This is a genomic window from Candidatus Mycobacterium methanotrophicum, from assembly GCF_023515995.1.
GTDB classification, from domain to species: domain Bacteria; phylum Actinomycetota; class Actinomycetes; order Mycobacteriales; family Mycobacteriaceae; genus Mycobacterium; species Mycobacterium methanotrophicum.
In genome coordinates this window covers 1294362-1316896 of the sequence record NZ_CP097320.1, presented here as the reverse complement: position 1 = coordinate 1316896, position 22535 = coordinate 1294362, and the positions used below count along the sequence as shown (strand labels likewise).

The following is a 22535-nucleotide window of genomic DNA, read 5'->3' as shown; positions in this document are numbered from 1 at the left end:
ATCGTGCCTAACGCAATCAATCTGAAAAATGTGGCGGCGGCAAGGTTGCCGATCGCAGCCTTGAACTACGACCGCGGCAGCATCAGCGTCGGAATCGCCCATATCGGGACGGGCCACTTTCACCGGGCGCACCAGGCCATGTACATCGACCGGTTGCTGGGAAAAGGCTTGGCGCGCGAGTGGGGAATCTGCGGGGTGGGGGTGCTGCCCGCCGACTGGCCGATGCGCGACGTCTTGCGTGACCAGGACGGTCTCTACACTCTGGTTCTAGAAAGCCCCGACGGTGGCCGGAAGGCACAGGTGATCGGTTCGATCGTCGACTATCGCTACGCGCCCGACGAGCCGCAGGCAACGCTCGACGTGCTGGCCGCGCCATCGACCCGGATCATTTCGTTGACTATCACCGAAGGCGGTTACCGCGATCCCGATGGGCCGGCGTTCGCGTTGATCACCGAGGCCCTGGCCAGGCGCCGCGACCGCGGCATCGCCGCGCCGACGATTCTCTCGTGCGACAACATCGAAGGCAATGGCGAGGTCGCGCGGCGGGTGGTCCTGGCGAACGCCGAACACCGGGATCCCGGGCTCGCCGAGTGGGTGGCCGAACACGCCCGGTTCCCGAATTCGATGGTGGACCGGATCACCCCGGCCACGACACTCGAAATGGCCGCGGGCGTGCGCCGCGACTTCGGTGTCGATGACCGCTGGCCGGTCGTGGCCGAGGCATTCGCCGCCTGGGTCATCGAAGACTGCTTCGCCGACGGCAGGCCGCCGTTGGAACAGGCGGGCGCGCTGCTGGTCGACGACGTCGTCCCGTACGAGATGATGAAGCTGCGGCTGCTCAACGCCGGGCATCAAAGCCTGGCCTACTTCGCACGGTTATGCGGCGTCGAGTTCGTTCACGACGCTGCCCGTGATCCGTTGTTCGCCGAATTCTTGCTCGCCTACTTCGATTTCGAGGCCATCCCGACGCTGGGGCCGGTGCCGGGAATCGACCTGCATGACTACAGCCGCACCCTGATCGACCGGTTCACCAACCCAGGCGTGAGCGACACCGTTTCACGACTGTGCGCCTACTCGTCGGATCGCATCCCGAAGTTTCTGTTTCCGGTCATCTGCGCCAACCTGGCCAACGACGGACCCGTCCGGTTGGCGGCGGCAACGGTTGCGAGCTGGGCCCGCTACGCGGAAGGTGTCGACGAGTGGGGTAAGCCGTTCGAAGTGGTAGACCAGCTTGCGGACTCGCTGGTGCCGATCGCCCGGTCGCAGCACGAGAATCCCACCGCATTCATCGACGTCAGCGCTGTGTTCGGTAACCTGGCCCATGAGCCGCGCTTTGTCGAGGCGTACCGCTGGGCGTTGGATTCGTTGCACCGCAAGGGAGCTCGGGCAACGCTGGAGGCTTTAGTGCGATGACCCGCGGGCTGGTGATCGGCGAGTCGCTGATCGACATCGTCGAGCACCACAGCCGGATCAGTGCCGAGCACGTCGGCGGCAGCCCGCTCAACGTCGCCGTCGGGCTGGCCCGGCTGGGCCGCGACGTCGACTTCCTGACCCACATCGGCGACGACCCGCACGGCCGACGTATCGCCGAATACGTCAATGCTGCAGGGGTGCAACTTGTTCCGGGCAGTCGATCCGCTGACCGGACGGCGACCGCGCGAGCGGCTATCGGCGACAACGGATCGGCCGACTACGTGTTCGATCTGGACTGGCAGCTCTCCGGCACACCGATGGTGGCACCGCCGCTGTTCGTCCACACGGGTTCGATTGCCGCCGTGCAGGAGCCGGGCTGCCTGGCCGTCGCGGCGCTCGTCGACACCTACCACGTCTCGGCCACAATCAGTTTCGACCCCAACGTGCGCCCGTCGCTGATCGTCGATCGGGGTCTGGCCCGCCAACGCATCGAGCGCCTCGTCGAGCGCAGCGACGTCGTCAAGGTCAGCGAGGAGGACTTGCGCTGGATCGACCCTGATCATCCGCCCGAGCGGACGGCCCAAACCTGGCTCGCGTTGGGTCCCGCCGTTGTCGTGGTGACGATGGGTGACCGGGGAGCGGCGGCGGTCTGCGCGGCCGGCGAAGTGCGGGTGACAGCACGAGCCGTCCAGGTGGTCGACACCGTCGGCGCCGGCGACGCGTTCATGGTCGGCCTGATCGACGCGCTCTGGGAATCGGGCTTGTTAGGCGCGCAGCGACGTGCCGAGCTGGCCGGGATGGACCTCGATACGCTGACGTCGGCAATCGAGGCCGCCAGCACGGCGGCGGCGCTGACCGTAACCCGGGCGGGTGCTGACCTGCCGGACCGCGCCGCGCTGGACGAAGCGAAGCTGGCGAGCGGCGCTTAGGCGCTTATCAGTATGCCCATATGGGCATACTGATACCTATGCGTTCCATCTGGAAGGGTTCGATCTCCTTTGGGCTGGTCAACGTCCCGGTCAAGGTGTACAGCGCGACCGAGGACCACGACATCAAGTTTCATCAGGTGCACGCCAAGGACAACGGCCGCATTCGATACAAGCGCGTCTGTGAGGTATGCGGCGAAGTTGTCGAGTACCGCGACATCGCGCGGGCCTACGAATCCGACGACGGCCAAATGGTGGTGATCACCGACGAGGACATCGCGACGCTGCCCGAAGAGCGCAGCCGTGAGATCGATGTGCTGGAATTCGTTCCGGCCAGCGACCTCGACCCGATGATGTATGACCGCAGCTACTTCCTCGAGCCGGAGGGCAAGTCAACCAAATCGTATGTGCTGCTCGCCAAGACGCTGGCCGAAACCGATCGGGTGGCGATCGTGCATTTCGCCTTGCGCAACAAGACCCGGCTTGCGGCGTTGCGGGTCAGGGATTTCAGCAAGCGCGACGTGATGGTGATCCACACGCTGCTGTGGCCCGACGAAATTCGTGACCCGGACTTCCCGGTGCTGGACAAGAAGGTCGACATCAAGCCCGCGGAGCTGAAAATGGCCGGGCAGGTGGTCGAGTCGATGGCCGATGACTTCAACCCGGACCGCTATCACGACGACTACCAGGAGCAGCTGCACGAGTTGGTGCAAGCCAAACTTGAAGGCGGAGAAGCATTTACCACTGAGGAGCACCCTAAAGAGCTGGATGAGACCGAAGACGTCTCCGATCTGCTGGCCAAGCTGGAGGCCAGCGTGAAAGCGCGCTCGGACGGCGGAAAGTCGCCGGCGAAAAAGACTGCCAAGAAAGCTTCGGCGAAGAAGGCTCCAGCCAAAAAGGCGGCCGCCAAAAAGGCACCCGCCACGGCGGGCTCAAAGTCCTGACTGCACGCCGACGCGACTCGACAACCGGGTACGACAGCAGCGGGCTGCAAGGCCCGGCATCATCGCGCAGATTGAACGACCGCTTCCTCATCGGCGCGCCGGCCTGCCGGCGTGGATCCCCGGCGCCCTGCGGTCAGGTCGCTGAGCCCGGCCGCGCTTCTCGTAGCGATTGCAGCCATTCAGATCAGCCAGTGCAGTCGACCGCGACCTCGAGGGCTCCGCAGATCTCACGCATCCGGGTATCGGCAAGCCGGCCAAGTCGACTGCCCAGGACTGCGACCGAGACGCTCTCGACTGAGTCCAGGTTGGCCGCCGAGCGGCGCGGGACCGGGTCGAGGCCCGGCTCAAGGACAACCTCGCTGGCAAGTCCCCGGATCGTTGTCGTGCAGGGTGCGACGAGGGCGCGTCGCAGCCGCGGGATCGCGGCGTCACGCGACAGGACAACCACCGGACGGCGGCCGATCTCAGCCAATTCGCACCACCACACCTCTCCGCGAGCGGGCAGCGTCCTCACGAGGCGCCCGCCGCCCGCCGCCACGATGCCAGGTCGCCCCACTCGTCCGGCTCATCGGCTGGATGCTCGTCATAGGCCGCGTAGGCGGCGTCGACCTGGACGGATCGATGCTGGGCGAGCAGTGCCGCCAGGGCCTCGTCGATGAGGGCGGCGTCGGTGATTCCCGACCGTACGCTCCGTGCACTCCCGAGGAGTTGGGGATCCACAGTCGTACTCAAGCGTATGCGATTCATGCCATCATTATGCCACTCAACGGCCTGTAACGACACGCCCACGGCAGGACACCAACCGGTAACGATCCGGCGACCACCCTGTATTCGCGATACCAGCGGTGCCAGTGTGTTGCATGTGACGACGGACGTCGACGACCATCGCGTCGGCTCGCAATTGGGGGCAGCAGATGGACACACGACCACATCGCTGTACGAGAGGCCACTGGCTGCTGCCGGGGCACATGATCGTCGGAAACCTGCCGTGCTCCTGTGGGCGGCACACCACCTGGGAATGCGAATGCAGCGACGTCACCTATGAGCCGGTGCTCACCGAATCGTGCACCTTGTTCAGGCGTCGTCGCCCTGTTCGCAGGCGCTGAGCCCGCTTCCTACCTGCGCTGGGCAGCGACGAACAGGTTCTGCGGCGTGGTGTCCTCAACCTCTTCGGGTGTCCGGCGGTCATAGCTGGCCATCAGCTCAGGCGTCGTTGTCACCGTGACGTCCCAGCCGTGGCGGCCGAACCATTCGCCGACGTCTTCGCGCTCCTCGAAGTACCACAGCTCGTCGGTTCGGGGGATTTCTCGCTGCGGGTCGACTTCGGCCATCACCGCGCGCACCCGATCCATCCGCTCACGCCGCTTGGCACGCAACTCGGGATCAAGGAAGCTCGGACCCAGCGCCTCAACGGCGGCCCGGCTGCCGGCGACGGAGAGTTCGCGAATGCGTTGCAGCAGCAGATCTTGGGCCGCAGCAGGCAAATACGGCGTGATCCCTTCGGCCGACCAGACGCTGGCCGCGGAGGTGTCAAAACCCGCCTCCTGCAACGCTGTTGGCCAGTCGTGACGAAGGTCGACCGGGACAGCGACCCGTCTGCAGGCGGGTTCGGCCCCGTGCTCGGCCAACGTCGAGGCCTTGAAGTCCAACACCTTGGGCTGGTCAAGCTCATAGATCGTCACCCCGTCCGGCCACGGCAACCGCCACGACCGGGCATCCAAGCCCGCCGCCAGAATCACCGCCTGGCGGATTCCGCTACGGGTGGCGTCGAGGAAGAAATTATCGAAAAACGCCGTGCGGCAGGCCATGTAGCTGACCATCGCCTGCATCTGCAGCGGAATCTCCGGCTCGGCTTCGATGACCTCCGGCGGCAACTGCTCAGCCGAGTGCCAGTTCCACACCCCTTCACCGGCGGCATCCAGAAAATGCTGTGCGAACGGATCGCGGATCAACGGATTCTCACTGCGCGTTTCCGCCGCCCGCGACGACGCCACACCCAGCGCCGTCGCACCCACACTCTCGGTGATCTCCCAGGTGTCGTTGTCGGTCCTCGCCACGCTTTCTCCCTCCACCTCGGCACCGAGCCTACGTGAAGCGGCTTGCCCAACCGCATGCGGCATCGCTTTCAAACCACTTGTCATGGTTGGTTTCTGGCCGTGATCACAGTCGTCGCGACCTCGGCGGGGATCAGCGACTCGTCGAGTTGCCGGCCCGTTTCGGTGGCTATGAACACCGACGTGTCGAGGAGGCCCGCTGCCGGCGTCGCGCCATCGGAGCGGCCCAAGATCGTCGGTGGTGTCGGCGGCGAGAGCCGCCAGGTCGTCGCGCAACCCGGGATCAGCTTGCGCCCGGTGCAAGCCCGCCAAGAACTCCGCTTTGGTCAACCAACGCCGACGCTGCGCCTGAACCGCGCTGAGCACGGCGACGGGCCGACCCTTGACGGTCACTGTGATGTCTTCTCCGGCTTGGACGCGGCGAAGCACTCCCGCCGTGTCGTTGCGCAGGTCACGGGACGCAACTTCAGACATGCTACAAATGTACTACGTACGTAGCACCAATTCCTTCGCGACAGCTGAGCCGCAGCCAAGCGGAAAGTGATCGACCGTATGAGAATCTTCAATTCACCGATCTCACGAGCTCACCTGCCAGTGAGGCGGTAGCCACCTGGTTGGCGCGATCGCGACAATGGCGGTCGACGTCAGCGGTCACGCGGAGCTTCCCGCACCGAACGACGGCGGCGCGGAGGACTCGGCCGTGCCCCAGACCGTGTCGGGGACCTCGGAGAGCGAGAACGTGAGGTCACCCCCAGTGCGGACGATCGACTCCGGGACAAACGTTTGATCGGTGGGCCGGGCGTCGATGTCCAGGCCGTTGATGTACTTCCAGCCATTCGATGCGCCGGGCGCGGAGATCCGGATGAATCTGCCCGCGGGAAGGGCGATCTCGGCTCGATCGAACAGCGGCGTATTCACCGTCAGGATCGCAGTCCCCGGTGTGCTCGGGTACAGGCCAAGCGCAGCCCAGACGTACCAGCTGGACATCGCGCCCAGGTCGTCGTTGCCCGGCTCGCCCGCGGGCGTCGGGCCGAACAGTTCACTACGGACCCGGTCCACCGTCTCCTGGGTCTTCCACGGTTGACCGACGTAGTTGTACAGCCACGGCACCCCAAAGCCCGGCTCGTTACCGAGCCACAGAAGGGGCTCGTCCGGCCCCGCGTTCAGCTCGGTCGTGAACCGGTCCAGCCGCTCGGCCGCCGCCGCCCGTCCGCCGAGGGCCGTCACCAGCCCGGCGATGTTTTGCGGCACCAACCAGGTGTACTGCGCGGCGTTGCCCTCGTCGAATCCATCCTGCCCCAAATCCGAAGTGGGCCCGGAGGACCCGGGCCACGGCAGGAAAAGGCCCGCGTCGCTGCGCGGTGTGATGTATCGGGTCAGCGGATTGAACAGGTTCTGCCAATACTGCGCCCTGTTTTGGAATTCCGCGGCAATCGCGGACTCGCCGAGTGCGTCGGCGAATCGGGAGATGGTGAAGTCGTCGACCGACCACTCCAGTGTGATCGACGCGCCGTCGGGCCCATGATCGCCGCGGAACTCCTCAGTCTGCGGCGCATAACCGCGCTGCAGATACGTGGCGATTCCCGGCCGCTCCACATAGCCGCCGCGCCCGGCACCGCCGTCGGTCGCCGCTTTCAGCATGTAGTACAGCGCCGTGTTGAGGTCAAAGTCCTTCGCCCCGAACATGTAAAGGTTGACGATCAGCGGCACCACATTGTCTCCGGTCATCTCGCCGGTCGCCGAATTCGCCAGCGCCCAACGCGGAAACGACCCGCTCTGCCCGGCATCGTTCACCAGCGATTGAGCCATGTCGCTGGCCCGCTGAGGAAACAGCAGTGCCTGCAAGGCGGCCAGACAACGGTAGGTATCCCAGTCAGAAAAGTTGGCGTACTGGGTGCGCCCCTTGGCAACGGTGTGGACCACACCGTCGAATCCGAGGTAGCGCCCGTCTGCGTCGTTAAAAGTATTGGGGTGCAACAGCGAATGATACAGCGCGGTGTAGAAGGTTTTCACGCCATCACTGTTGGCGCCGGCCACCGCGACGCGCGACAGCGCGGCATTCCATTCGCTCGATGCGGCCGCGCGAACCTGCTCGAAGCTTGATCCACCCTCGGCCGCGAGGTTCGCCCGCGCGCCGTCGACGCTGACGTAGGAGATCGCGGTCCGCACTTCGAGCGCCGTGCCCGGCGGAAACTGCACCCATCCCCCGCTCCACCGCGAATCCGCACTACGGGCCCCGGGGAAGACCGAGTCGCCGTCGAAGGTGCCGTAGGAGGTGAACGGCAGGTTGAACGTCATCGCAAAATACACGGTGTAGGCGTTGTTTTTACCGCAGAAGTCGCCCGTTGTCGCCGATCCGGTGATCGTGGTGTCGTCCGCGCCGATCCGGACATTGGCCGCGGAGTTGCCCGCGAGCGACCCGCCGGTACGCACATGAAACAGCGCGGGCCGACCGTCGTGAGGGTATGTGAACCGGCCGACGCCGGTGCGGGTGGTGGCGGTCAGCTCCGCCGTCACGCCGGTGTCGGGAAACCGCACCCTGTAGTAGCCCGGCATGCCCACCTCGGTGTCGTCGTGGGCGATCCTCTCCCACGCCCACCACGGCTGCGAGCCGACCGGCGTGGTGGTCGGCAGCATCGGGATGTCGCCGAACGCATTACAGCCCACCGAGGCATGGGTCATGGAAAACCCGGTCGAGCGCGCGTTGCCGTGGTCGTAGCCGGCGTAGGTGTCGGTGGTATCCGGCGAGTACTGCACCATCCCGAACGGCACCGCAGCGCCCGGGAAGTTGTTGATCTCCCCACCCGACTCGCTCGACCCGGTGCCGATCAGCGTGTCGACCTGACCCACCGGGTTCGTCACGAACGCCGGCTCCTCGGCGCGCGCCACGCGCGGAACGCCGACCAGCATCGTGCAGCCAACCGCCACCACCGCCACCGCGGCGAGAACCTTTCGCAACCGCATAGCAGTCTCTTACTGCATGCCGTCGCTGCCGGTGGGCGTTTCGAGATAGCTCGGCGGAGCCGGAGATTCGGCCCGCATTCAAAAAGCCGCTACCTGCGACCGGATTCGTCGGCGACCAGACGTGGCCGCAGCCGCCGCCGCGGGATCTGGACACCCGCCGCAAGACCGTCGATCAGCGCATCGGCAAAGTCCACCAAACCGGCGACGTCGATCCCGTAGCGTCCCGGGCGGTCGGCGCGAGCAAGGCGGGCCGACGCGCTGCGCAGCAGGCTCGTCGCCCCCTTGACGTTGCCGCGCTCGACGTGGGTGATGCCAACCGCGAGCTGCGCCAGGCCCTGCCACAGCATCCGGTCATCATCGGGACCGTGCTTCCAGGCCGCCTCGAGCACCTCGTGCGCGCCGAACGCCAAGCCCTGGTCCAGCAGGTCCTGGGCATAGGCCAGGGTTTCGGCCGGTGCCAGCTCGAGGTCATCGGGGATCCGTGCAACGCCCTCACTGCCATAGGGCAGCGGCCGGCCCAACGAATCCCGCGGGCGGGCACTTCGGGGTCGCCCTGAATCGTCGCGATCACGCTCGGCCATACGCCCATCATGGCTGCGGATTGTCCACGTCGCGACCATCACTGCTGGCGATGAAGTCCTCGATCAGCTCGACCACCTCGGTGGGTGCCTCGGCCTGCGGGTGGTGGCCGACGTCGGGCAGCACCTCAACCCGCTCATGGAACCGCCACCGTTCCTAGTTACTAAGGTCGGGTACCCGCTACCTCGCGAAAACCTGCGCGCGCGTCGCGGCAGACTTCGGCATGACCCGTGAAATCGCAACCTGCGCTTCGTACAAGATCTCACAGGCCTGGGCGACGGCCAATTTTCGGCGGCGGCAAGCACTCGGGCATCCGTTGCCAAACGGGTTTCAGCACCGCAGCGGCGTGCAACGCGGTCGCGTTATTCGACCTTGCGGGACAACACGATTGGCCCAACGACCCGCGGCCGACTCCCGCTGTCAAAGCCTGCGTGGACGTCGGCCTCAGCGTGCTCCATCCGCCTACCCGCAAGCAAGTGCGCGTAGTTCAGCCGCCACTATGACCGCAGTGCCCACACGAACAACGTATCGGGCGACCCGTCCTCAATGCCCTCGGGCGGACGCCGGTCGTAGCGGGCCATCATCTCCACGGTGGTCAGCACCGACACATCCCAGCCGTGTTCGCGCAACCAGTCGCCGACGTCGGTGCGGTCCTCGAAATACCACAGCTCTTCGAAGTCGGGGAAGTCGTGTTCCCCGTGACCGAGCCGGGCGGCCAGTTCGCGGTAGCGCTGCATCTGCGCTCGCTGCCGGTCGCGGAAGTCGGGATTGTTGAATTCGGGGCCCGGCACCTCGGCGGCGGCTCGGCTGCCGGGCGCGGTGAGCGCCTGGATCCGCTCGAACAGCAGATCCTGGGCGGCCGACGGCAGAAACGGCAACAGTCCCTCCGCCGTGAACACGCTGGGCGCGTCGGGGTCAAAACCGGCCTGCCGCAACGCCGTTGGCCAATCGTGGCGCAGATCGACCGGCACGTTGACCAGCTTGGCGGTCGGCTGCGCGCCCCGCTCCTGCAACGTCGAGGATTTGAACTCCAGCACCTTGGGCTGGTCAAGCTCGTAGACCGTCACCCCGGCGGGCCACGGCAGCCGCCACGACCGCGCGTCCAGGCCGGCGGCCAGGATCACCACCTGCTGCACACCCGCGTTGGCGGCGTCGAGGACGAATTGGTCGAAAAACATTGTCCGCGACGCCATATAGTCGCGCATGCCCTGCATCCGCAGCGGCACGTCAGGCTCGGCCTCGATGACCTCGGGTGGCAGATCGCCGCTGGCGAACCAGTTCCACATGCCCTCGCCGGCGGCCTCCAGAAACACCCGCGCGAACGGATCGTGGATCAGCGGATTGTCACTCTCGGTGTCCGCCATGCGGGCCGCCGCCACACCCAGCGCCGTCGCACCCACGCTCTCGGTGATCTCCCAGCTGTCGTTGTCAGTTCTCGGCACGTCCACTTCCTCCCGGTCACCAGCACGCCTCCCGCGGAGGCTACCCGCGATTTCTGTGAGCAAAGCTAAGAATCTAGGCGCTGGCCGCAAGCAGGGCGGCCAGGCGGCGACGATACCGGGTGCGTCCGTCGGGCGGACGACTGACTTGAGCGGCTCAATGCCTGAGCGGCCCAACATCGACATCGCCGCAGCTGCGCGATTGGTAGCGCCCGAGATAGCTGGTAGGCCATATCCTTTGGTGCGCTCGTTGCGATCTCTTAGTGAGACCCAGACGTTTCAGTGATGAACGCGACCACTTGCTCGACGAAGACCTCGAGGTCGTCGAGATCGCCAAGGCGGGCGCTGACAATATCGTCCGAGACCTCGACGTACTCGTGAACGATCGGGTCGGCTCGTCGGGTCTCGTCGGCCACGGATTCGCGACGCAGAATTGCCAAGTCGTCAGTGATACCGCGCAGCAGTCGAAGGATTCGGGCCTCATCGACCACGGCGCACCGCTTCACCGAACTCCAGATGGGCCCGTATGATTCGCGGCAATTCGTCGAGGTAGATCTTCCGGGTGGTCGCTTCCCAAGCCACCCGCGTCGCCTGATCCGTCTCGAAGAGAAGCGTCCCGTACATCGCGACCCGGCCGGCAAGCTCGAGGGGGGCGTCGTCTAGAACCAGCAGGTCGACGCCGCTAGGCAGAAGAACCTCGAACGCCTGTGGTGGTTGTGCGCCGAAGTACGCGGCTACGTCGATGTCCGAGGTTGGTTTTGCCGTATTGTTCGCTCGGCTGCCGTGCAGATAGGCGAACACAGCGCCGTGACGCCGCAGCACTGTGATGGCTTCAGCGGTTTGTTTCGCGACGTTGGTCACGTGGGCAATTGTCTCATCGCCGCCCAGCTACGCGGGGAAGCGGCGCGACACTCGTTACCTGCCCTTGAAGCGCGTCGTCGCGGTGCGAGAGGATGCGGACCATGATGAGTCTGATCGATCGCTTGGAGCGCGAGTTGTACACGACTGCCACCGCGCGCCCGAGAGATTCGGCTCGGTACGCCGCCGTGCTGGAGCGAGCAGTGCGGGTGTGCGACGCCGATCCGGAGGTCGCTGAGGCGTTTGATCTGGTCGACCTGTAATTGGAGTCGGCGACGGAGTACCAGGCCCTGGAGCGGTGGGAAGACGCGCTGGCGGCGGCCGACGCGGCCGTCGACGCCGGCCTGCAAACGACCCCCGACCCACGCTGTCTCCGGGCGGAGATCCTGATGCAAGCGGGCCGGGCCGCCGAGGCGGAACCAATCTGGGCAGCGGTGCTGGCCGACACGCCCCACGATGTGTGGCTCTACAACAACGCCGGGTTCGAGTACGCGCACGCCGGTGACCATGACACGGCGCTGCGCTGGTTGACCGATGGCCTGCGACTGGCGCTGCGTACCGGCGATCCCGAGCGGCTAGTGGACCAGCTCGCCGATCTGCGACAGGTGAGCCTGGACAACCTCGGCCGGCCGGCCGATCCTGATCTGACCGCCTGGTCGCCGGGCCGCAACCACTCGTGCTGGTGCGGGTCAGGTCGTAAGTACAAGAAGTGCTGCGCTGCAGCGTCTTACGTCGACACGGAATCGTCGCGGTGAAGACGACCCGGCTGCGGGTGGAGTTGCGCTACGTCGAGCCGGCGGTTGTCCGGGTGATCGACGTGCCCGCTACGGCAACCCTGCCGGAGCTGCACGACGCGCTGCAGGCGGTGATCGGGTGGACCGATTCGCATCTGCACCAGTTCGTCACTCCAGAGGCGACCTACGGGATGGAGATTCCCGGTGAGGAGGTGTGGCCGGAGGATCAGCGTGACGAAACCGGCGCGCTAATAAGCGATCTCGGCACGGAGTTCGAATACCTCTACGACTTCGGCGACGGCTGGACCCACCGTGTCGAGGTGCTCGGTCCGGGTGATTCGGCGCCGGGCTGCGTGGACGGGTACGGCGCCTGCCCGCCCGAGGACTGCGGCGGGCCCGGCGGTTACACTGAGCTGCTCGATGCCCTCGCCGACCCTACTCACCCCGAACATGAGCACCTGCGCGGGTGGGTCGGTAACCGGTTGCGTCCGTTCGACCGCGCCGCCACCGACCAACGAGTGCGCCAGGTCGTCGGCGTGGCGCCCGAGAGCGTCCGGCTACTGCTCGACCTCGCCGCCGAAAGGATCAAGCTCACTCCGGGCGGGCGGCTGCCGAGGACCGTGGTGCGCGGCATGCAACAGCACCGCCCCCGCTGGCATCCGCTCGGCCGACCCGCCGCCACCGAGGACGACCTGTGGCCGCTGGTGGCGCTGCATGACCTGCTGCGTCGCGTCGGGCTGCTGCGGCTGCGCCACGGCGTCCTTGCTCCGACCCGCGCAGCCGGCGATGATCTCGCCGTCGTGCGCCGACTCAGAACGGCGTTCGAGCCCAACACGTTTGCCACCGAGATCACCGAACTAACGATCGGGGTGGTCGCCGCGCACGGCTCCCTACCGCGCACACAGCTGGCGGCCCAAGTGCATCAGCTGCTTGGCCGCGGCTGGCAGCGCGACGGGCAACCCGTCACCGAGCAGGACGTCGCGGACGCGATCGTCCATGTGTCACCGATCATGAGGGGACTGGACCTGATTGACGACACCAACTGGCACGCATGGACGCTCGGCCCTTCGGCCCGATCGCTACTTCCCCGCGCCAGCATGCTCGCCGAGTTCTTGACCAACGACGAGTGAGTCCCGAAGTCAGCATCCGGTACTTGCCCACAGCGTGCGGCACACCTGGTGAAGACGTGCTGGAGACAAGCGTGTGATCTTGCGGCGGAACGCGGTACGCGGCAGCGTGTGAACATTGTCGAAGTTGACGACGCAGTCGCTTGGCACTCGGTCCTCGGCGGCGGTCAGCTCCAGCTCCGACAGGAGTCCTCTGCGGGTCCGGGTCAGCGCCGCCACCACGACCGCGCCGATCCGGTCTGCGACCGGATCCCTGGCGAGGACCAGCACAGGTCGGTCACCACCAGGTGTGGCGGCGAACCAGAGTTCACCGCGCCGCGTCGGCCCAGTCCTCCGCCGGTCCCCAATCGGCGATCTGGGCGAGCGACTTTTCGTCGGCCGTCACGGGCTTTTCGTCGTACGCGTGCATGTCTGCATAGGCCGCGAGCTCAGCCAAGTGGCGTCGCACCGCGTCACGAAGCAGCTCAGAGCGGTCGATGTGGAGCCGCCGCGCCCACTGCTCGACCTGCGCTGCGTCCGCGTCGTCGATGCGGAAGCTGATCATCGTCATACGTTTGATCGTAATCTGTATGACGCTCAGCGACCACGACCCTCACTACAACATCAGTTGTCGCTCGGAGGCGGGCACAAAGCGCCACCCGACTCTTGGCGTGACTCCTGTGACAAACGAGGCAAGCTACCGGTCGTCGCCTGCAAATCAGGCTCACGACGCCAGTCTCCGGTTATGTTGTCGGCGAGCCGCCGGACAGACGCGGACCGGAGGGTACCTGAAACATGCAAGTCGACGGGCGCGAGATCACCGTTTCGGGGAGTTTGCTGCAACCGCCCACCCGTCGCACCAACGACATCCTTCGGGTCGTGCTGTCGGCGATGCTTCTGGCGGTCGTGATCACCAGTTCGGTGGTCACCCGCACCCGGTGGGACACGCTGGAGAAATACATCTCCCGCATCATCGGGGTGCTCTCCCCTACCCAATCCGATGTGGTCTACCTCGTCTACGGCCTGGCGATCTTGGCGCTGCCGTTCATGATCCTGATCGGGCTGATCCTCTCCCGCCAGTGGAAACTGCTGCCTCCCTACGCGGCCGCCGCGTTTATCGCCTTTGTCGCGCTGTCGGTCACCGGCAGGCGCATCGCGGCGTGGCAATGGCACTTCGATCTCTCCGACCGGCTGCGCACGGTGTTGGCCCAATTCCTCGATGACCCGCGCTGGATCGGCATGCTCGCCGCGGTGCTCACCGTGTCGGGCCCGTGGCTGCCCGCGCGCTGGCGGCACTGGTGGTGGACGCTGCTGCTGGCGTTCGTGCCGATCCACCTCGTGGTCAGCGCCGTCGTGCCGGCCCGCGCTCTGCTGGGCCTGGCGGTGGGCTGGTTCGTCGGCGCGCTGGTGGTCCTGGTCAGCGGCACTCCGGCGCTCGAGGTGCCGCTGGACGGCGCGGTCCGCGCGCTGACCAAACGCGGAATCATGGTGTCCGGGCTGACGGTGGTCCGGCCGGCCGGCGCCGGGCCGTTGACGCTCTCGGCCGCATCGGATGGTCGAGCCGCCGACGCGGTGATCGAGTTGTACGGCCCGCATCAAAGCAGCGGCGGCGCGCTGCGCCAGCTGTGGGGCAAGCTGCGGCTGCGCCGCAGCGAGGCCGCGCCCTTTCAGGCGTCCATGCGCCGCGCCGTCGAGCATCGCGCGCTGATGGCGATTGCCATCGGTGACCTGGGCGTGGCCAACACGTCGACGATTACCGTCGGCGCACTCGACCGCGGCTGGACGGTGTACGCGCACAAGCCCATTTGCGGAGCGCCGCTGAAGCAATGCTGCTCGACGACGCCGGTCGCCCGGGTGTGGGAATCGCTGCGAAAGCTGCAGGACCACCAGATCTCGCACGGCGACCTGCGCGACGCGGTGATCACCGTCGCCGACGGTACCGTCCTTTTTGGCGGGTTCGGCAGCGCCGAATACGGCGCCACCGACAACCAGCTGCAATCCGACATTGCCCAGCTGTTGGTGACGACGTCAGCGCTCTATGGCGCCGAGTCCGCGGTGAACGCGGCGATCGACGTGCTGGGTAAAGACGTCGTGCTGACCGCGTCCCGCCGGCTTACGAAATCGGCTGTGCCGAAACGTATTCGGGACTCACTCGAAGATTCAGGTGCGGTCATCTCCCGAAGCCGCGCGGCCGTGATGCGCCAGACTCACACCGACAAGATCCAGGCTGAAACGATCACCCGGTTCACCCGCAGCCAGCTCATCCAACTGGTGCTGCTCGGCGGTCTGGTCTATGTCGCGTATCCGTTCATCAGCACTGTCCCGGCGTTCGCCACCGAGCTGGGCAAAACCAACTATTGGTGGGCGCTGCTGGGGCTGGTTGTCTCGGCGATGACCTATGTCGGCGCGGCGGGCACATTGTGGGCCTGCGCCAGTGCCGCGGTGGCCTACTGGAAGCTGTTGATCACCCAGGTGGCCAACACTTTCGCCGCGACCACCACGCCGGCGGGCGTCGGCGGGCTGGCGCTGAGCGTGCGGTTGCTACAGAAGGGCGGAATGAGCACCGTGCGAGCCACCACGGCGGTGGCACTGCAGCAGTCGGTGCAGGTGATCGTCCACATCATTTTGCTGATCTTCTTCAGCGCCGCCGCGGGCGCCGGAACCGACCTGAAGCACTTCGTCCCGAAAGCCACGATGCTCTACTTGATCGCGGGCGTGGCGCTGGGCATCATCGGGACATTTCTGTTCGTGCCGAGGTTGCGGCGCTGGCTGGCGACGGACGTCCGCCCGAAACTCAAGGAAGTCAGCACCGATTTCGTGGCGCTTGCCCGCGAGCCGAAGCGACTGGGGTTGATCCTGCTCGGTTGTGCCGGAACGACTCTGGGCGCGGCGATGGCGCTGTGGGTCAGTGTGCAAGCCTTCGGCGGCGGCGCGACTTTCGTCACCGTCACCGTGGTGACGATGGTCGGTGGCACCCTCGCCTCGGCCGCCCCCACTCCCGGCGGTGTCGGCGCAGTCGAAGCCGCACTGATTGGTGGGCTCGCCGCGTTTGGCGTCCCCGCGGCCGTCGGTGTGCCGTCGGTGCTGCTTTATCGGGTGCTGACCTGCTGGCTACCGGTGTTCGTCGGCTGGCCGGTGATGCGATGGCTGAGCCGCAAAGACCTGGTGTAGCGGCTGCATCGGCACATACTGGAGGGACGGTCGCTTTTTATGCACTGGCCTCAGCGTTCGGTCTTGGTGCGCTCTGGCTGGGCACAAGCGTTCGCGTCATTCAAGCAATTCGAACGAGGAGTCGTCTTTCGTTTCGGACGTGTGCAAACCGGTATCCGCGGACCGGGGCTCACGCTGCTGATTCCGATCGCCGATCGCCTTGAGAAGGCGGACATGCAGATCATCACGATGCCGGTGCCCGCACAGGATGGCATCGCCCGCGGCAACGTGACCGTGCGCGTCGATGCAGTCATCGATTTCAGCGTCGCGGACCCGGCCCGTGTGGTTGTCGGCGTGCAGGAAGCCGGACCCGCCACAGATCCCCGACGACGCCAGCGGTCTACCGCTGCTGCGCCGCTAGTTCGCGGCGTGGCCCGCCCGCGCAGCAGCGCGTCGTGAGGCTTCTGTGTGCTCGGCGGCGCTGACGACCACCGCATCAGACCCGGGGTAGACCGTCGCCTCGCGCCCGGTCACCAGCCAACGCACCACGTATGGCGGAGATCCGTCTGACGAGCACACCTCGATGATCTCAGCATGTTGATCATGCCGTTCAGTGGTTGTGCCCTTAACCACGAGGTAGTCGCCGACATTCGCCTTCATCGCCCCTCCGTTCTCATCCTGGTCAGATCTCGGCCCCTTCTATTCTGCGCGCGTTCGTCGCGTAACGGTAGCCGTGAAACTGTTGTCCTTTCTTCACGCTGAAAGGTTGAAAATCAGCAATCCCGGGCGCCGAGACAACGCTGGTGTCGTTGCTCACACCGATTGTCGAAAATCCGGGTTCGTGGGCTAGAGTGACAAACAACGTTGGCGTCAAGGAGATGCCGGCACGTCGTGAAATGCCCCTTCTGGGATTTCGACTCCAAAGCCTTTTCGCGGCGATCGATTTTGCCCACCGGCAATCTCGCCCTCTCGATGCCTGAAAGGCACCGCACACCCGTGACTACCGAAACCACCTTTGCCGATCTCGGCGTGCCCGCACCACTTGTCAATGTGCTCGCAGCCGGCGGCATTACCGCCCCCTTCCCCATCCAGATCGACACCCTGCCCGACACCCTTGCCGGCCGTGACGTGCTGGGCCGCGGCAAAACCGGCAGCGGTAAAACGTTGGCCTTCTCAATTCCTTTGGTGGCGCGCCTCGCATCGGCCAAGCGGCGACCCGCTCGCCCGACCGGCCTTGTGCTGGCCCCCACCCGCGAGCTGGCAACCCAGATCACCGCAACACTGGCGCCGCTGGGCGCCGGCTACGGCCTGACGGTCACCACGATCTTCGGCGGCGTACCACAAACCCGTCAGGCCGCGGCGCTGCGCTCCGGCGTCGACATCGTGGTCGCCTGCCCCGGACGGCTGGAAGACCTGATGCGTCAACGGCTTATCAGCCTCGACGCGGTCGAAATCACGGTGCTCGACGAGGCCGACCACATGGCCGACCTCGGGTTTTTGCCGGGCGTCACCCGTATTCTGGCTGCCACGCCGGCAGATGGTCAGCGGATGATGTTCTCCGCCACACTGGATAACGGCGTCGACAAGCTTGTCAAACGGTTTCTGCGCAACCATGTCTTGCATTCTGTCGACGGGGCCAACTCGCCCGTCTCGGAGATGACCCACCACGTCTTCCACGTCGCCAGTAGCGACGCCAAAACGGAATTGGTGCACAGGCTGGCCTCCGGCACTGGGCGGCGAATCCTGTTCATGCGCACCAAGCATCACGCCCGCAAGCTCGCCCGTCAACTCACTGAAGCCGGCGTGCCCTCAGTTGACTTGCACGGCAACCTCTCTCAACCTGCCCGCGACCGCAACCTGGCCGCCTTCGCCGCAGGAACCGCTCGGGTGTTGGTCGCCACCGACATCGCCGCCCGCGGCGTACACGTCGACGGGGTGCAGCTAGTGGTGCACGTGGACCCACCCACCGAGCACAAGGCGTATCTGCACCGCTCGGGCCGCACCGCGCGGGCGGGCAGCGCCGGTGACGTCGTCACCGTCGTGCTGCCCGAACAGCGCAAAGACACCTCGGCACTGATGCGCAAAGCCGGCATCAGCGTAAGCCCGCAACTGGTGACCGCGGCGTCGGATCCCGTCGTTCAGTTGGTCGGCGATATTGCGCCGCACCAGGCTCCGGCCGTTAAACCCGCCAGTGTCCCGACCGCTCAGCCGCGAGCTCGCCGCTCGGGCCGCTCGGTCCGGTCGGGCCGCGGACAACGGGCGGGCCGCGGACAACGGGCGGGCGTGGGCCGTCGCTGACGGCTTGTTTTGATTGTTTCAATGGCGCGAGACGACTGCTAGCATGAAGGCATGTCTACCGCCGTCCTCCCGCTGGCTCGTCAGGTCGCCGAACGTGCCAGCAACGACGCCCGTTTCGCCGAGGTACTCGACGCCATCCTGGCGGCGCCGACTGAGCCGCACGGCACCCTGGAGCGCGTCGCCGCCGGCAGCCTGAACGACGAGCGGCGCGGCGCGCTGGTCCGCGACTTCGTCGAGGGCTCGCTACCGACGCCGAAGGCGCAGGAGCGGCTGGCTCTGCATTCGCCGCAGGCAGTGCACCGGCTGCGCAGCCGGGGCAAGCTGCTGGGCTCGGCCATCGGCAACCAAACCTGGTTTCCGGCTTGGCAATTCGACGACGGCCGGCTGCGGCCCGATCTGCCGCGGATTCTTGAGCGGCTGAGCGAGTTCACGTCGGACCCGCTGGCCGCCGACCGCATCATGCGGTTGACCCATGACGAGCTCGGCGGCTCGTCGATCGCCGAGGCGCTGCGCCGCCCGAAGACCGCCGACGCCGCGTGGCGGATGCTCGCCGCCGTCGGTGCCTGACCTTCCCGCCGGTTACCGGGCGCCGCTGCCCGATGCTCGGCCCACCGGTCTGCGCGGTCGCCGCGTGGGCGCGGGCGCCGAGCTGTGGCGGGTCGAGGCTGTGGCGCCTGCACAGTGGACCTGGACCGGTTTCCCGCACCCGCGCTTCAGATTCGACCCGGAGTCCGGTGCATTCCGAACCCGGTATGCCGCAAGCACACTCGTCGGCGCATTCCGCGAGCGCTACCGGCCCACCGGGCTGATGATTCCGGCCGACCACGCCGGCCACCATCTGGTGCGACTGGTCGCCGCCCGCCACCTGCGGGTCCTGGACCTGCGCACCGAGGCCAACCTCGATGTCCTCGGCGTCGACGACCAGATCAGCACCGGCCGGCACTCCGACGTGTGGCAAACCTGCCACCGGCTCGCCGATGCCGTCAAGCGGTGGTGGCCGCCGCCCGACACCCTGGACGCGCTGGCGTACCGGCCGCGCACCACACCGGAGACCTCGGTCAACTACGCGTTCTTTGCCCCGGAGGCGTTTTCGGCCTCGTCGCGGCCGGTGGAGGCACGCGTTGATGTGCTCACCAATCTCGTGCTGCGCCATGGCTTTACCGTCGGCTGGGAGCTCGACGGTAAGTAGCTACCGCGGTCGTCGCACCCCGTTCGCGGGAGCGGCACGCAACCAGCTCATGGTCGTCGACTTCACCGGCCGCAAAAGCGGACGCCACGGCGTGCAGAGCGCGCGACGGGACTGGGACTCCGCGGCCACCACATCCCGACCCGCGATCAGTTCGCCGAGGCGGTCGATCAGCGCCACCTGACGGCGATTCGAGCCTTGCGTGCCGGCTCTCGTCGACGGCACCCGACAGAATCTGCATCGCGACGGGCTCACACATTGCGATCTCAGATGTCTCGTCGGATAGAAGCCGCCGTACCTCGACGGCGGCGGGCGATCCGGTCCCTCGGAAGTACTCGATCCACGCGGAGCTGTCGACGAGAATCATTCGAATTCGTCTGGTCGCTCACGTCGAAGTCCGCCAAGATCGCCGTCCCAGCCGACTCCTTCGAGACCGAGGAGGAACTCACGGCTCAGCGGGGCGCCGACGAGCCGACGCAGCGCAAGGTCAACGGCCGCTTTCTTTGTGGTCACGCCGGACCTGCGCATCACCTCAGCAGTCAACTCGTCATCGAGATCGATGTTCGTGCGAGACATACACCAGCTATACACCTTCGATGCACATCGGTCAGATCACGCCTGCGCCGCGGGCAGCTTGGGTGCGGCTGATCACCGGCTCCGCATAGCCCGCCAAAAGCACCGCAGCGCGCACCGCGGCAACGACCGCCTCCACCCGCTCGGCCGGCACCAATGCGATCGCACAGCCGCCGAACCCGCCACCAGTCATCCGCGCCCCCAGCGCGCCCGCCCCCACCGCGGTTTCGGTGATCAGATCGATATTCTCAGTGGTGATTTCGAAATCGTCCCGCATCGACGCATGGGAGGCATTGAAGATGCGACCGGCCTCGGCGTAGTCCGAAACCTTCACGGCCGCAACGAAGTCGAACACCCGCTGGTTCTCGGTCAGCACATGACCGGCCCGGCGAGCATCGACGGCGTCGGTGACCCCGCCTAGGACCGAGAGCCCACGATCCTGGATCTCCCGCAACGACACCACGCCCACATCGGCGGCCGCCCGCTCACACGACAAGCGACGCGCCGCGTATTCACCCCCGACATGACCGTGGCGCTCCCGGGAGTCGATCAACACCAGCACCACACCGGACGCTGACGGCTCGAATGCCACCGGCTCGAGGGCCAACGTCCGAAAGTCGATCAGCAGCGCCTTCGACTCCGCGCCGAACAGCGACGACAGCTGGTCGAGCAAACCTGTTGGCGCGCCGACGTACTCGTTCTCGGCACGCTGCGCCAGCCGCGCCTGCTCAAGCCGGTCAATCCGCCAGCCGGCAGCCGTCACGAACGCCCCCAGCGCAGCGCACTCCAGCGCCGCCGACGACGACAGGCCCGAGCCCATCTCGACGTCGCTGGTGATCGACATGCTTCCGCCTGGCACCGGATGCCCCGCCATGCGCAGCGCCCACGCCACGCCGGCCACATAGCTGGCCCACCCGGTCACCCCGCCGGGCTTGGTGCGCAGCGGAATTCGCACCGCGTCGTCGACGCGGTCGCTGCACACCGTGATCGCATCGGCATCCGACGGCTCAAACGTCACCACCGTGCGTTGCGGCAACGCGATCGGCAACGCCCACCCGAGGTTGTAGTCGGTGTGTTCGCCGATCAGGTTGATCCGTCCCGGCGCGGCGTATCGGACCGTCACGCGAGCCCTCGCAGCCGCTCGGCCACGGCCTCGGGCGTCACGTCGCTGACGAAGGCATCCATCGCCGACTCGGAAGCCGCCAGATACTTCAGCGCAACCGCACTGCGCCGAATCGACATCAGCTCGACGTGAAAGAAGCCGTCGCGCTGCGCGTCGGTGTCGGCGAACTGATGCAACGCCGAAATATAGGGCAGCGGGCCGGAATACATCCCGTCGAAGCGGCGCAACACGTCAAGGTAGATCCGCGCGAAGTCGTCCAGCTCAGCATCGGCGAGATCAACCAGGTTGTGCACGAACCGGTTCGGATAGATGTGCACCTCCACCGGCCAACGCGCAGCGAACGGCACAAAGGCGGTGAACAGATCGGTGCGCGCGACAATGCGACGGCCGTCATGGACCTCGCGCGCCAGCAGATCACCAAACAGGTTGCTACCGGGCGCGTTGCGATATTCACGGGCCTGCTGCAACATGACTGCGGTTCGCGGCGTCAGATACGGGTAGCCGTAGATCTGGCCGTGCGGATGGGTCAGGGTCACGCCGATCTCCTCACCGCGGTTCTCGAAGCAGAACACCTGCTCGACGCCGGGCATCGCCATCAGCTCGGAGGTCCGGTGCCGCCACGCGTCGACAACAAGCCGGGCATGGGCCGTCTCCAAATCCGCGAACGACCCGGTGTGGTTGCTAGAGAAGCAAATCACCTCACAGCGGCCGTTACCGGGGGCCGAGACGAACCCGTCGCGCACCGCGGGCATCTCTCCCGCGCCGGACAGGCTCGGGAACCGGTTTTCGAAGACGACGACGTCGTAGTCGACTGCGGGCACCTCGCTGGTCAATCCGGTCGGTCCCGGGCACAGCGGGCACTGATCCGGCGGCGGCTTATAGGTGCGGTCCTGGCGCAACGCTGCGATGATCACCCACTGCCCGGTCGTCCGGTCGTAGCGCAATTCGGTTTGGTTCGGGCTGCGCGCCGGCAGCGGCCGGCGGTCGTCGACCGGTGCCGCGGTGTGGCCGGGCAGCGAGAAGAACAGCAATTCACGGCCATCAGCCAGCTTCGTCCGCGTCACGTTCACTATTGGCTCATTTTGGCCGATTGGCGCGGGTACGTCACGATAGACACCGTGCCGGATTCGCTCGCCACGCTGTGCGTGCGGGCGAGGAATTGGGCGATCGCATCCGATCCCGGATTGC

General features: G+C 66.3%; 23 protein-coding genes and 6 pseudogenes. 11 read left to right on the top strand and 18 right to left on the bottom strand.

What is annotated here, in order from left to right:
- Positions 1-3 precede the first annotated feature (3 nt).
- From M5I08_RS07215 to ku, 3 genes are read left to right on the top strand one after another with little or no spacing between them, the layout of a single operon-like run.
- Positions 4-1413 carry a mannitol dehydrogenase family protein gene (locus M5I08_RS07215; RefSeq protein WP_370328589.1) on the top strand — a complete coding sequence of 470 codons (1410 nt, stop codon included), beginning with the start codon at positions 4-6 and terminating at the stop codon, positions 1411-1413.
- Entirely contained in the window at positions 1410-2342 is a 933-nt protein-coding gene (locus tag M5I08_RS07210; protein WP_219066307.1) for a carbohydrate kinase family protein, read from the top strand. The genes M5I08_RS07215 and M5I08_RS07210 overlap by 4 nt, the downstream gene beginning before the upstream one ends.
- Before the next feature lie 38 nt (positions 2343-2380).
- The gene (ku, locus tag M5I08_RS07205; RefSeq protein WP_219066308.1) at positions 2381-3283 is read left to right on the top strand and encodes a non-homologous end joining protein Ku; all 903 of its coding nucleotides are present in this window, start codon (positions 2381-2383) and stop codon (positions 3281-3283) included.
- Between the two features lie 184 nt (positions 3284-3467).
- Here the strand turns inward: ku and M5I08_RS07200 are convergent, their stop codons facing one another.
- The 10 genes and pseudogenes from M5I08_RS07200 to M5I08_RS07150 all read right to left on the bottom strand — a co-directional run bounded on the left by M5I08_RS07200 (position 3468) and on the right by M5I08_RS07150 (position 11180).
- Positions 3468-3797, bottom strand: a complete 330-nt coding sequence (locus M5I08_RS07200) for a type II toxin-antitoxin system PemK/MazF family toxin (RefSeq protein WP_219066309.1) — start codon at positions 3795-3797, stop codon at positions 3468-3470.
- A pseudogene (locus M5I08_RS07195) lies at positions 3794-4045 on the bottom strand (type II toxin-antitoxin system antitoxin MazE5); the annotation flags it as partial. The gene M5I08_RS07200 and the pseudogene M5I08_RS07195, both read right to left, overlap by 4 nt.
- A gap of 353 nt (positions 4046-4398) precedes the next feature.
- A complete protein-coding gene (locus M5I08_RS07190; protein WP_219066372.1) occupies positions 4399-5340 on the bottom strand; it encodes a class I SAM-dependent methyltransferase in 942 nt (313 codons plus the stop codon).
- Positions 5341-5438: 98 nt separating this feature from the next.
- A pseudogene (locus M5I08_RS07185) lies at positions 5439-5567 on the bottom strand (hypothetical protein); the annotation flags it as partial.
- Positions 5554-5811: pseudogene (locus M5I08_RS07180) on the bottom strand (type II toxin-antitoxin system Phd/YefM family antitoxin); the annotation flags it as partial. The pseudogenes M5I08_RS07185 and M5I08_RS07180, both read right to left, overlap by 14 nt.
- Before the next feature lie 180 nt (positions 5812-5991).
- Positions 5992-8301, bottom strand: a pseudogene (locus M5I08_RS07175) (GH92 family glycosyl hydrolase); the annotation flags it as partial.
- An 89-nt stretch (positions 8302-8390) separates the two neighbouring features.
- Positions 8391-8882 (bottom strand): DUF309 domain-containing protein, encoded by a 492-nt coding sequence (locus M5I08_RS07170; protein ID WP_219066312.1) that lies wholly within the window; start codon positions 8880-8882, stop codon positions 8391-8393.
- Between the two features lie 495 nt (positions 8883-9377).
- Positions 9378-10322, bottom strand: a complete 945-nt coding sequence (locus tag M5I08_RS07160; RefSeq protein ID WP_219066313.1) for a class I SAM-dependent methyltransferase — start codon at positions 10320-10322, stop codon at positions 9378-9380.
- 257 nt (positions 10323-10579) lie between these two features.
- Positions 10580-10810 carry a hypothetical protein gene (locus M5I08_RS07155; protein WP_219066314.1) on the bottom strand — a complete coding sequence of 77 codons (231 nt, stop codon included), beginning with the start codon at positions 10808-10810 and terminating at the stop codon, positions 10580-10582.
- Positions 10800-11180, bottom strand: coding sequence for a nucleotidyltransferase domain-containing protein (locus M5I08_RS07150; protein WP_249763176.1), 381 nt, complete (start codon positions 11178-11180; stop codon positions 10800-10802). Before M5I08_RS07150 ends, M5I08_RS07155 begins: the two co-directional genes overlap by 11 nt.
- Before the next feature lie 101 nt (positions 11181-11281).
- Here M5I08_RS07150 and M5I08_RS07145 point away from each other — a divergent pair, with 101 nt between their 5' ends.
- The 3 genes and pseudogenes from M5I08_RS07145 (at position 11282) to M5I08_RS07135 (ending at position 13041) form a co-directional block, all read left to right on the top strand.
- Complete coding sequence (locus tag M5I08_RS07145) at positions 11282-11440, top strand: hypothetical protein (RefSeq protein WP_219066315.1); 159 nt, start codon at positions 11282-11284, stop codon at positions 11438-11440.
- A 372-nt stretch (positions 11441-11812) separates the two neighbouring features.
- A pseudogene (locus M5I08_RS26615) lies at positions 11813-11932 on the top strand (SEC-C metal-binding domain-containing protein); the annotation flags it as partial.
- Positions 11929-13041 carry a plasmid pRiA4b ORF-3 family protein gene (locus M5I08_RS07135; RefSeq protein WP_219066316.1) on the top strand — a complete coding sequence of 371 codons (1113 nt, stop codon included), beginning with the start codon at positions 11929-11931 and terminating at the stop codon, positions 13039-13041. The pseudogene M5I08_RS26615 and the gene M5I08_RS07135, both read left to right, overlap by 4 nt.
- Positions 13042-13050: 9 nt before the next feature.
- Here the strand turns inward: M5I08_RS07135 and M5I08_RS07130 are convergent, their stop codons facing one another.
- Together M5I08_RS07130 and M5I08_RS07125 are read right to left on the bottom strand one after the other, a co-directional pair.
- On the bottom strand, positions 13051-13386 hold the full coding sequence (locus tag M5I08_RS07130; RefSeq protein WP_219066375.1) for a type II toxin-antitoxin system PemK/MazF family toxin: 336 nt from the start codon (positions 13384-13386) through the stop codon (positions 13051-13053).
- Entirely contained in the window at positions 13346-13582 is a 237-nt protein-coding gene (locus M5I08_RS07125; RefSeq protein WP_219066376.1) for a ribbon-helix-helix protein, CopG family, read from the bottom strand. The genes M5I08_RS07130 and M5I08_RS07125 overlap by 41 nt, the downstream gene beginning before the upstream one ends.
- A gap of 230 nt (positions 13583-13812) precedes the next feature.
- Here M5I08_RS07125 and M5I08_RS07120 point away from each other — a divergent pair, with 230 nt between their 5' ends.
- Both M5I08_RS07120 and M5I08_RS07115 read left to right on the top strand, forming a co-directional pair.
- Complete coding sequence (locus tag M5I08_RS07120) at positions 13813-16188, top strand: lysylphosphatidylglycerol synthase transmembrane domain-containing protein (protein WP_219066317.1); 2376 nt, start codon at positions 13813-13815, stop codon at positions 16186-16188.
- Positions 16161-16530, top strand: a pseudogene (locus tag M5I08_RS07115) (SPFH domain-containing protein); the annotation flags it as partial. The gene M5I08_RS07120 and the pseudogene M5I08_RS07115, both read left to right, overlap by 28 nt.
- A 54-nt stretch (positions 16531-16584) precedes the next feature.
- Here the strand turns inward: M5I08_RS07115 and M5I08_RS07110 are convergent.
- On the bottom strand, positions 16585-16827 hold the full coding sequence (locus M5I08_RS07110; protein WP_219066318.1) for a DUF1918 domain-containing protein: 243 nt from the start codon (positions 16825-16827) through the stop codon (positions 16585-16587).
- Between the two features lie 22 nt (positions 16828-16849).
- Positions 16850-16984, bottom strand: a complete 135-nt coding sequence (locus tag M5I08_RS26145) for a hypothetical protein (RefSeq protein WP_256469592.1) — start codon at positions 16982-16984, stop codon at positions 16850-16852.
- A gap of 179 nt (positions 16985-17163) precedes the next feature.
- Here M5I08_RS26145 and M5I08_RS07105 point away from each other — a divergent pair, with 179 nt between their 5' ends.
- From M5I08_RS07105 to M5I08_RS07095, 3 genes are read left to right on the top strand one after another with little or no spacing between them, the layout of a single operon-like run.
- On the top strand, positions 17164-18465 hold the full coding sequence (locus M5I08_RS07105) for a DEAD/DEAH box helicase (RefSeq protein WP_219066319.1): 1302 nt from the start codon (positions 17164-17166) through the stop codon (positions 18463-18465).
- A 51-nt stretch (positions 18466-18516) separates the two neighbouring features.
- A complete protein-coding gene (locus M5I08_RS07100; protein WP_219066320.1) occupies positions 18517-19032 on the top strand; it encodes a hypothetical protein in 516 nt (171 codons plus the stop codon).
- Positions 19025-19654 carry an RES domain-containing protein gene (locus M5I08_RS07095; protein ID WP_219066321.1) on the top strand — a complete coding sequence of 210 codons (630 nt, stop codon included), beginning with the start codon at positions 19025-19027 and terminating at the stop codon, positions 19652-19654. Before M5I08_RS07100 ends, M5I08_RS07095 begins: the two co-directional genes overlap by 8 nt.
- Here M5I08_RS07095 and M5I08_RS07090 read toward each other — a convergent pair whose 3' ends face one another.
- The 4 genes from M5I08_RS07090 to galT all read right to left on the bottom strand — a co-directional run bounded on the left by M5I08_RS07090 (position 19655) and on the right by galT (position 22420).
- A complete protein-coding gene (locus tag M5I08_RS07090; protein WP_249763471.1) occupies positions 19655-19876 on the bottom strand; it encodes a hypothetical protein in 222 nt (73 codons plus the stop codon). It lies immediately after the preceding gene.
- Positions 19877-20014: 138 nt separating this feature from the next.
- Positions 20015-20227, bottom strand: coding sequence for a type II toxin-antitoxin system VapB family antitoxin (locus tag M5I08_RS07080; protein ID WP_219066322.1), 213 nt, complete (start codon positions 20225-20227; stop codon positions 20015-20017).
- Positions 20228-20258: 31 nt separating this feature from the next.
- Positions 20259-21347, bottom strand: coding sequence for a galactokinase (locus M5I08_RS07075; RefSeq protein WP_219066323.1), 1089 nt, complete (start codon positions 21345-21347; stop codon positions 20259-20261).
- Positions 21344-22420, bottom strand: a complete 1077-nt coding sequence (galT, locus tag M5I08_RS07070; protein ID WP_219066377.1) for a galactose-1-phosphate uridylyltransferase — start codon at positions 22418-22420, stop codon at positions 21344-21346. Before galT ends, M5I08_RS07075 begins: the two co-directional genes overlap by 4 nt.
- Positions 22421-22535: the final 115 nt, after the last annotated feature.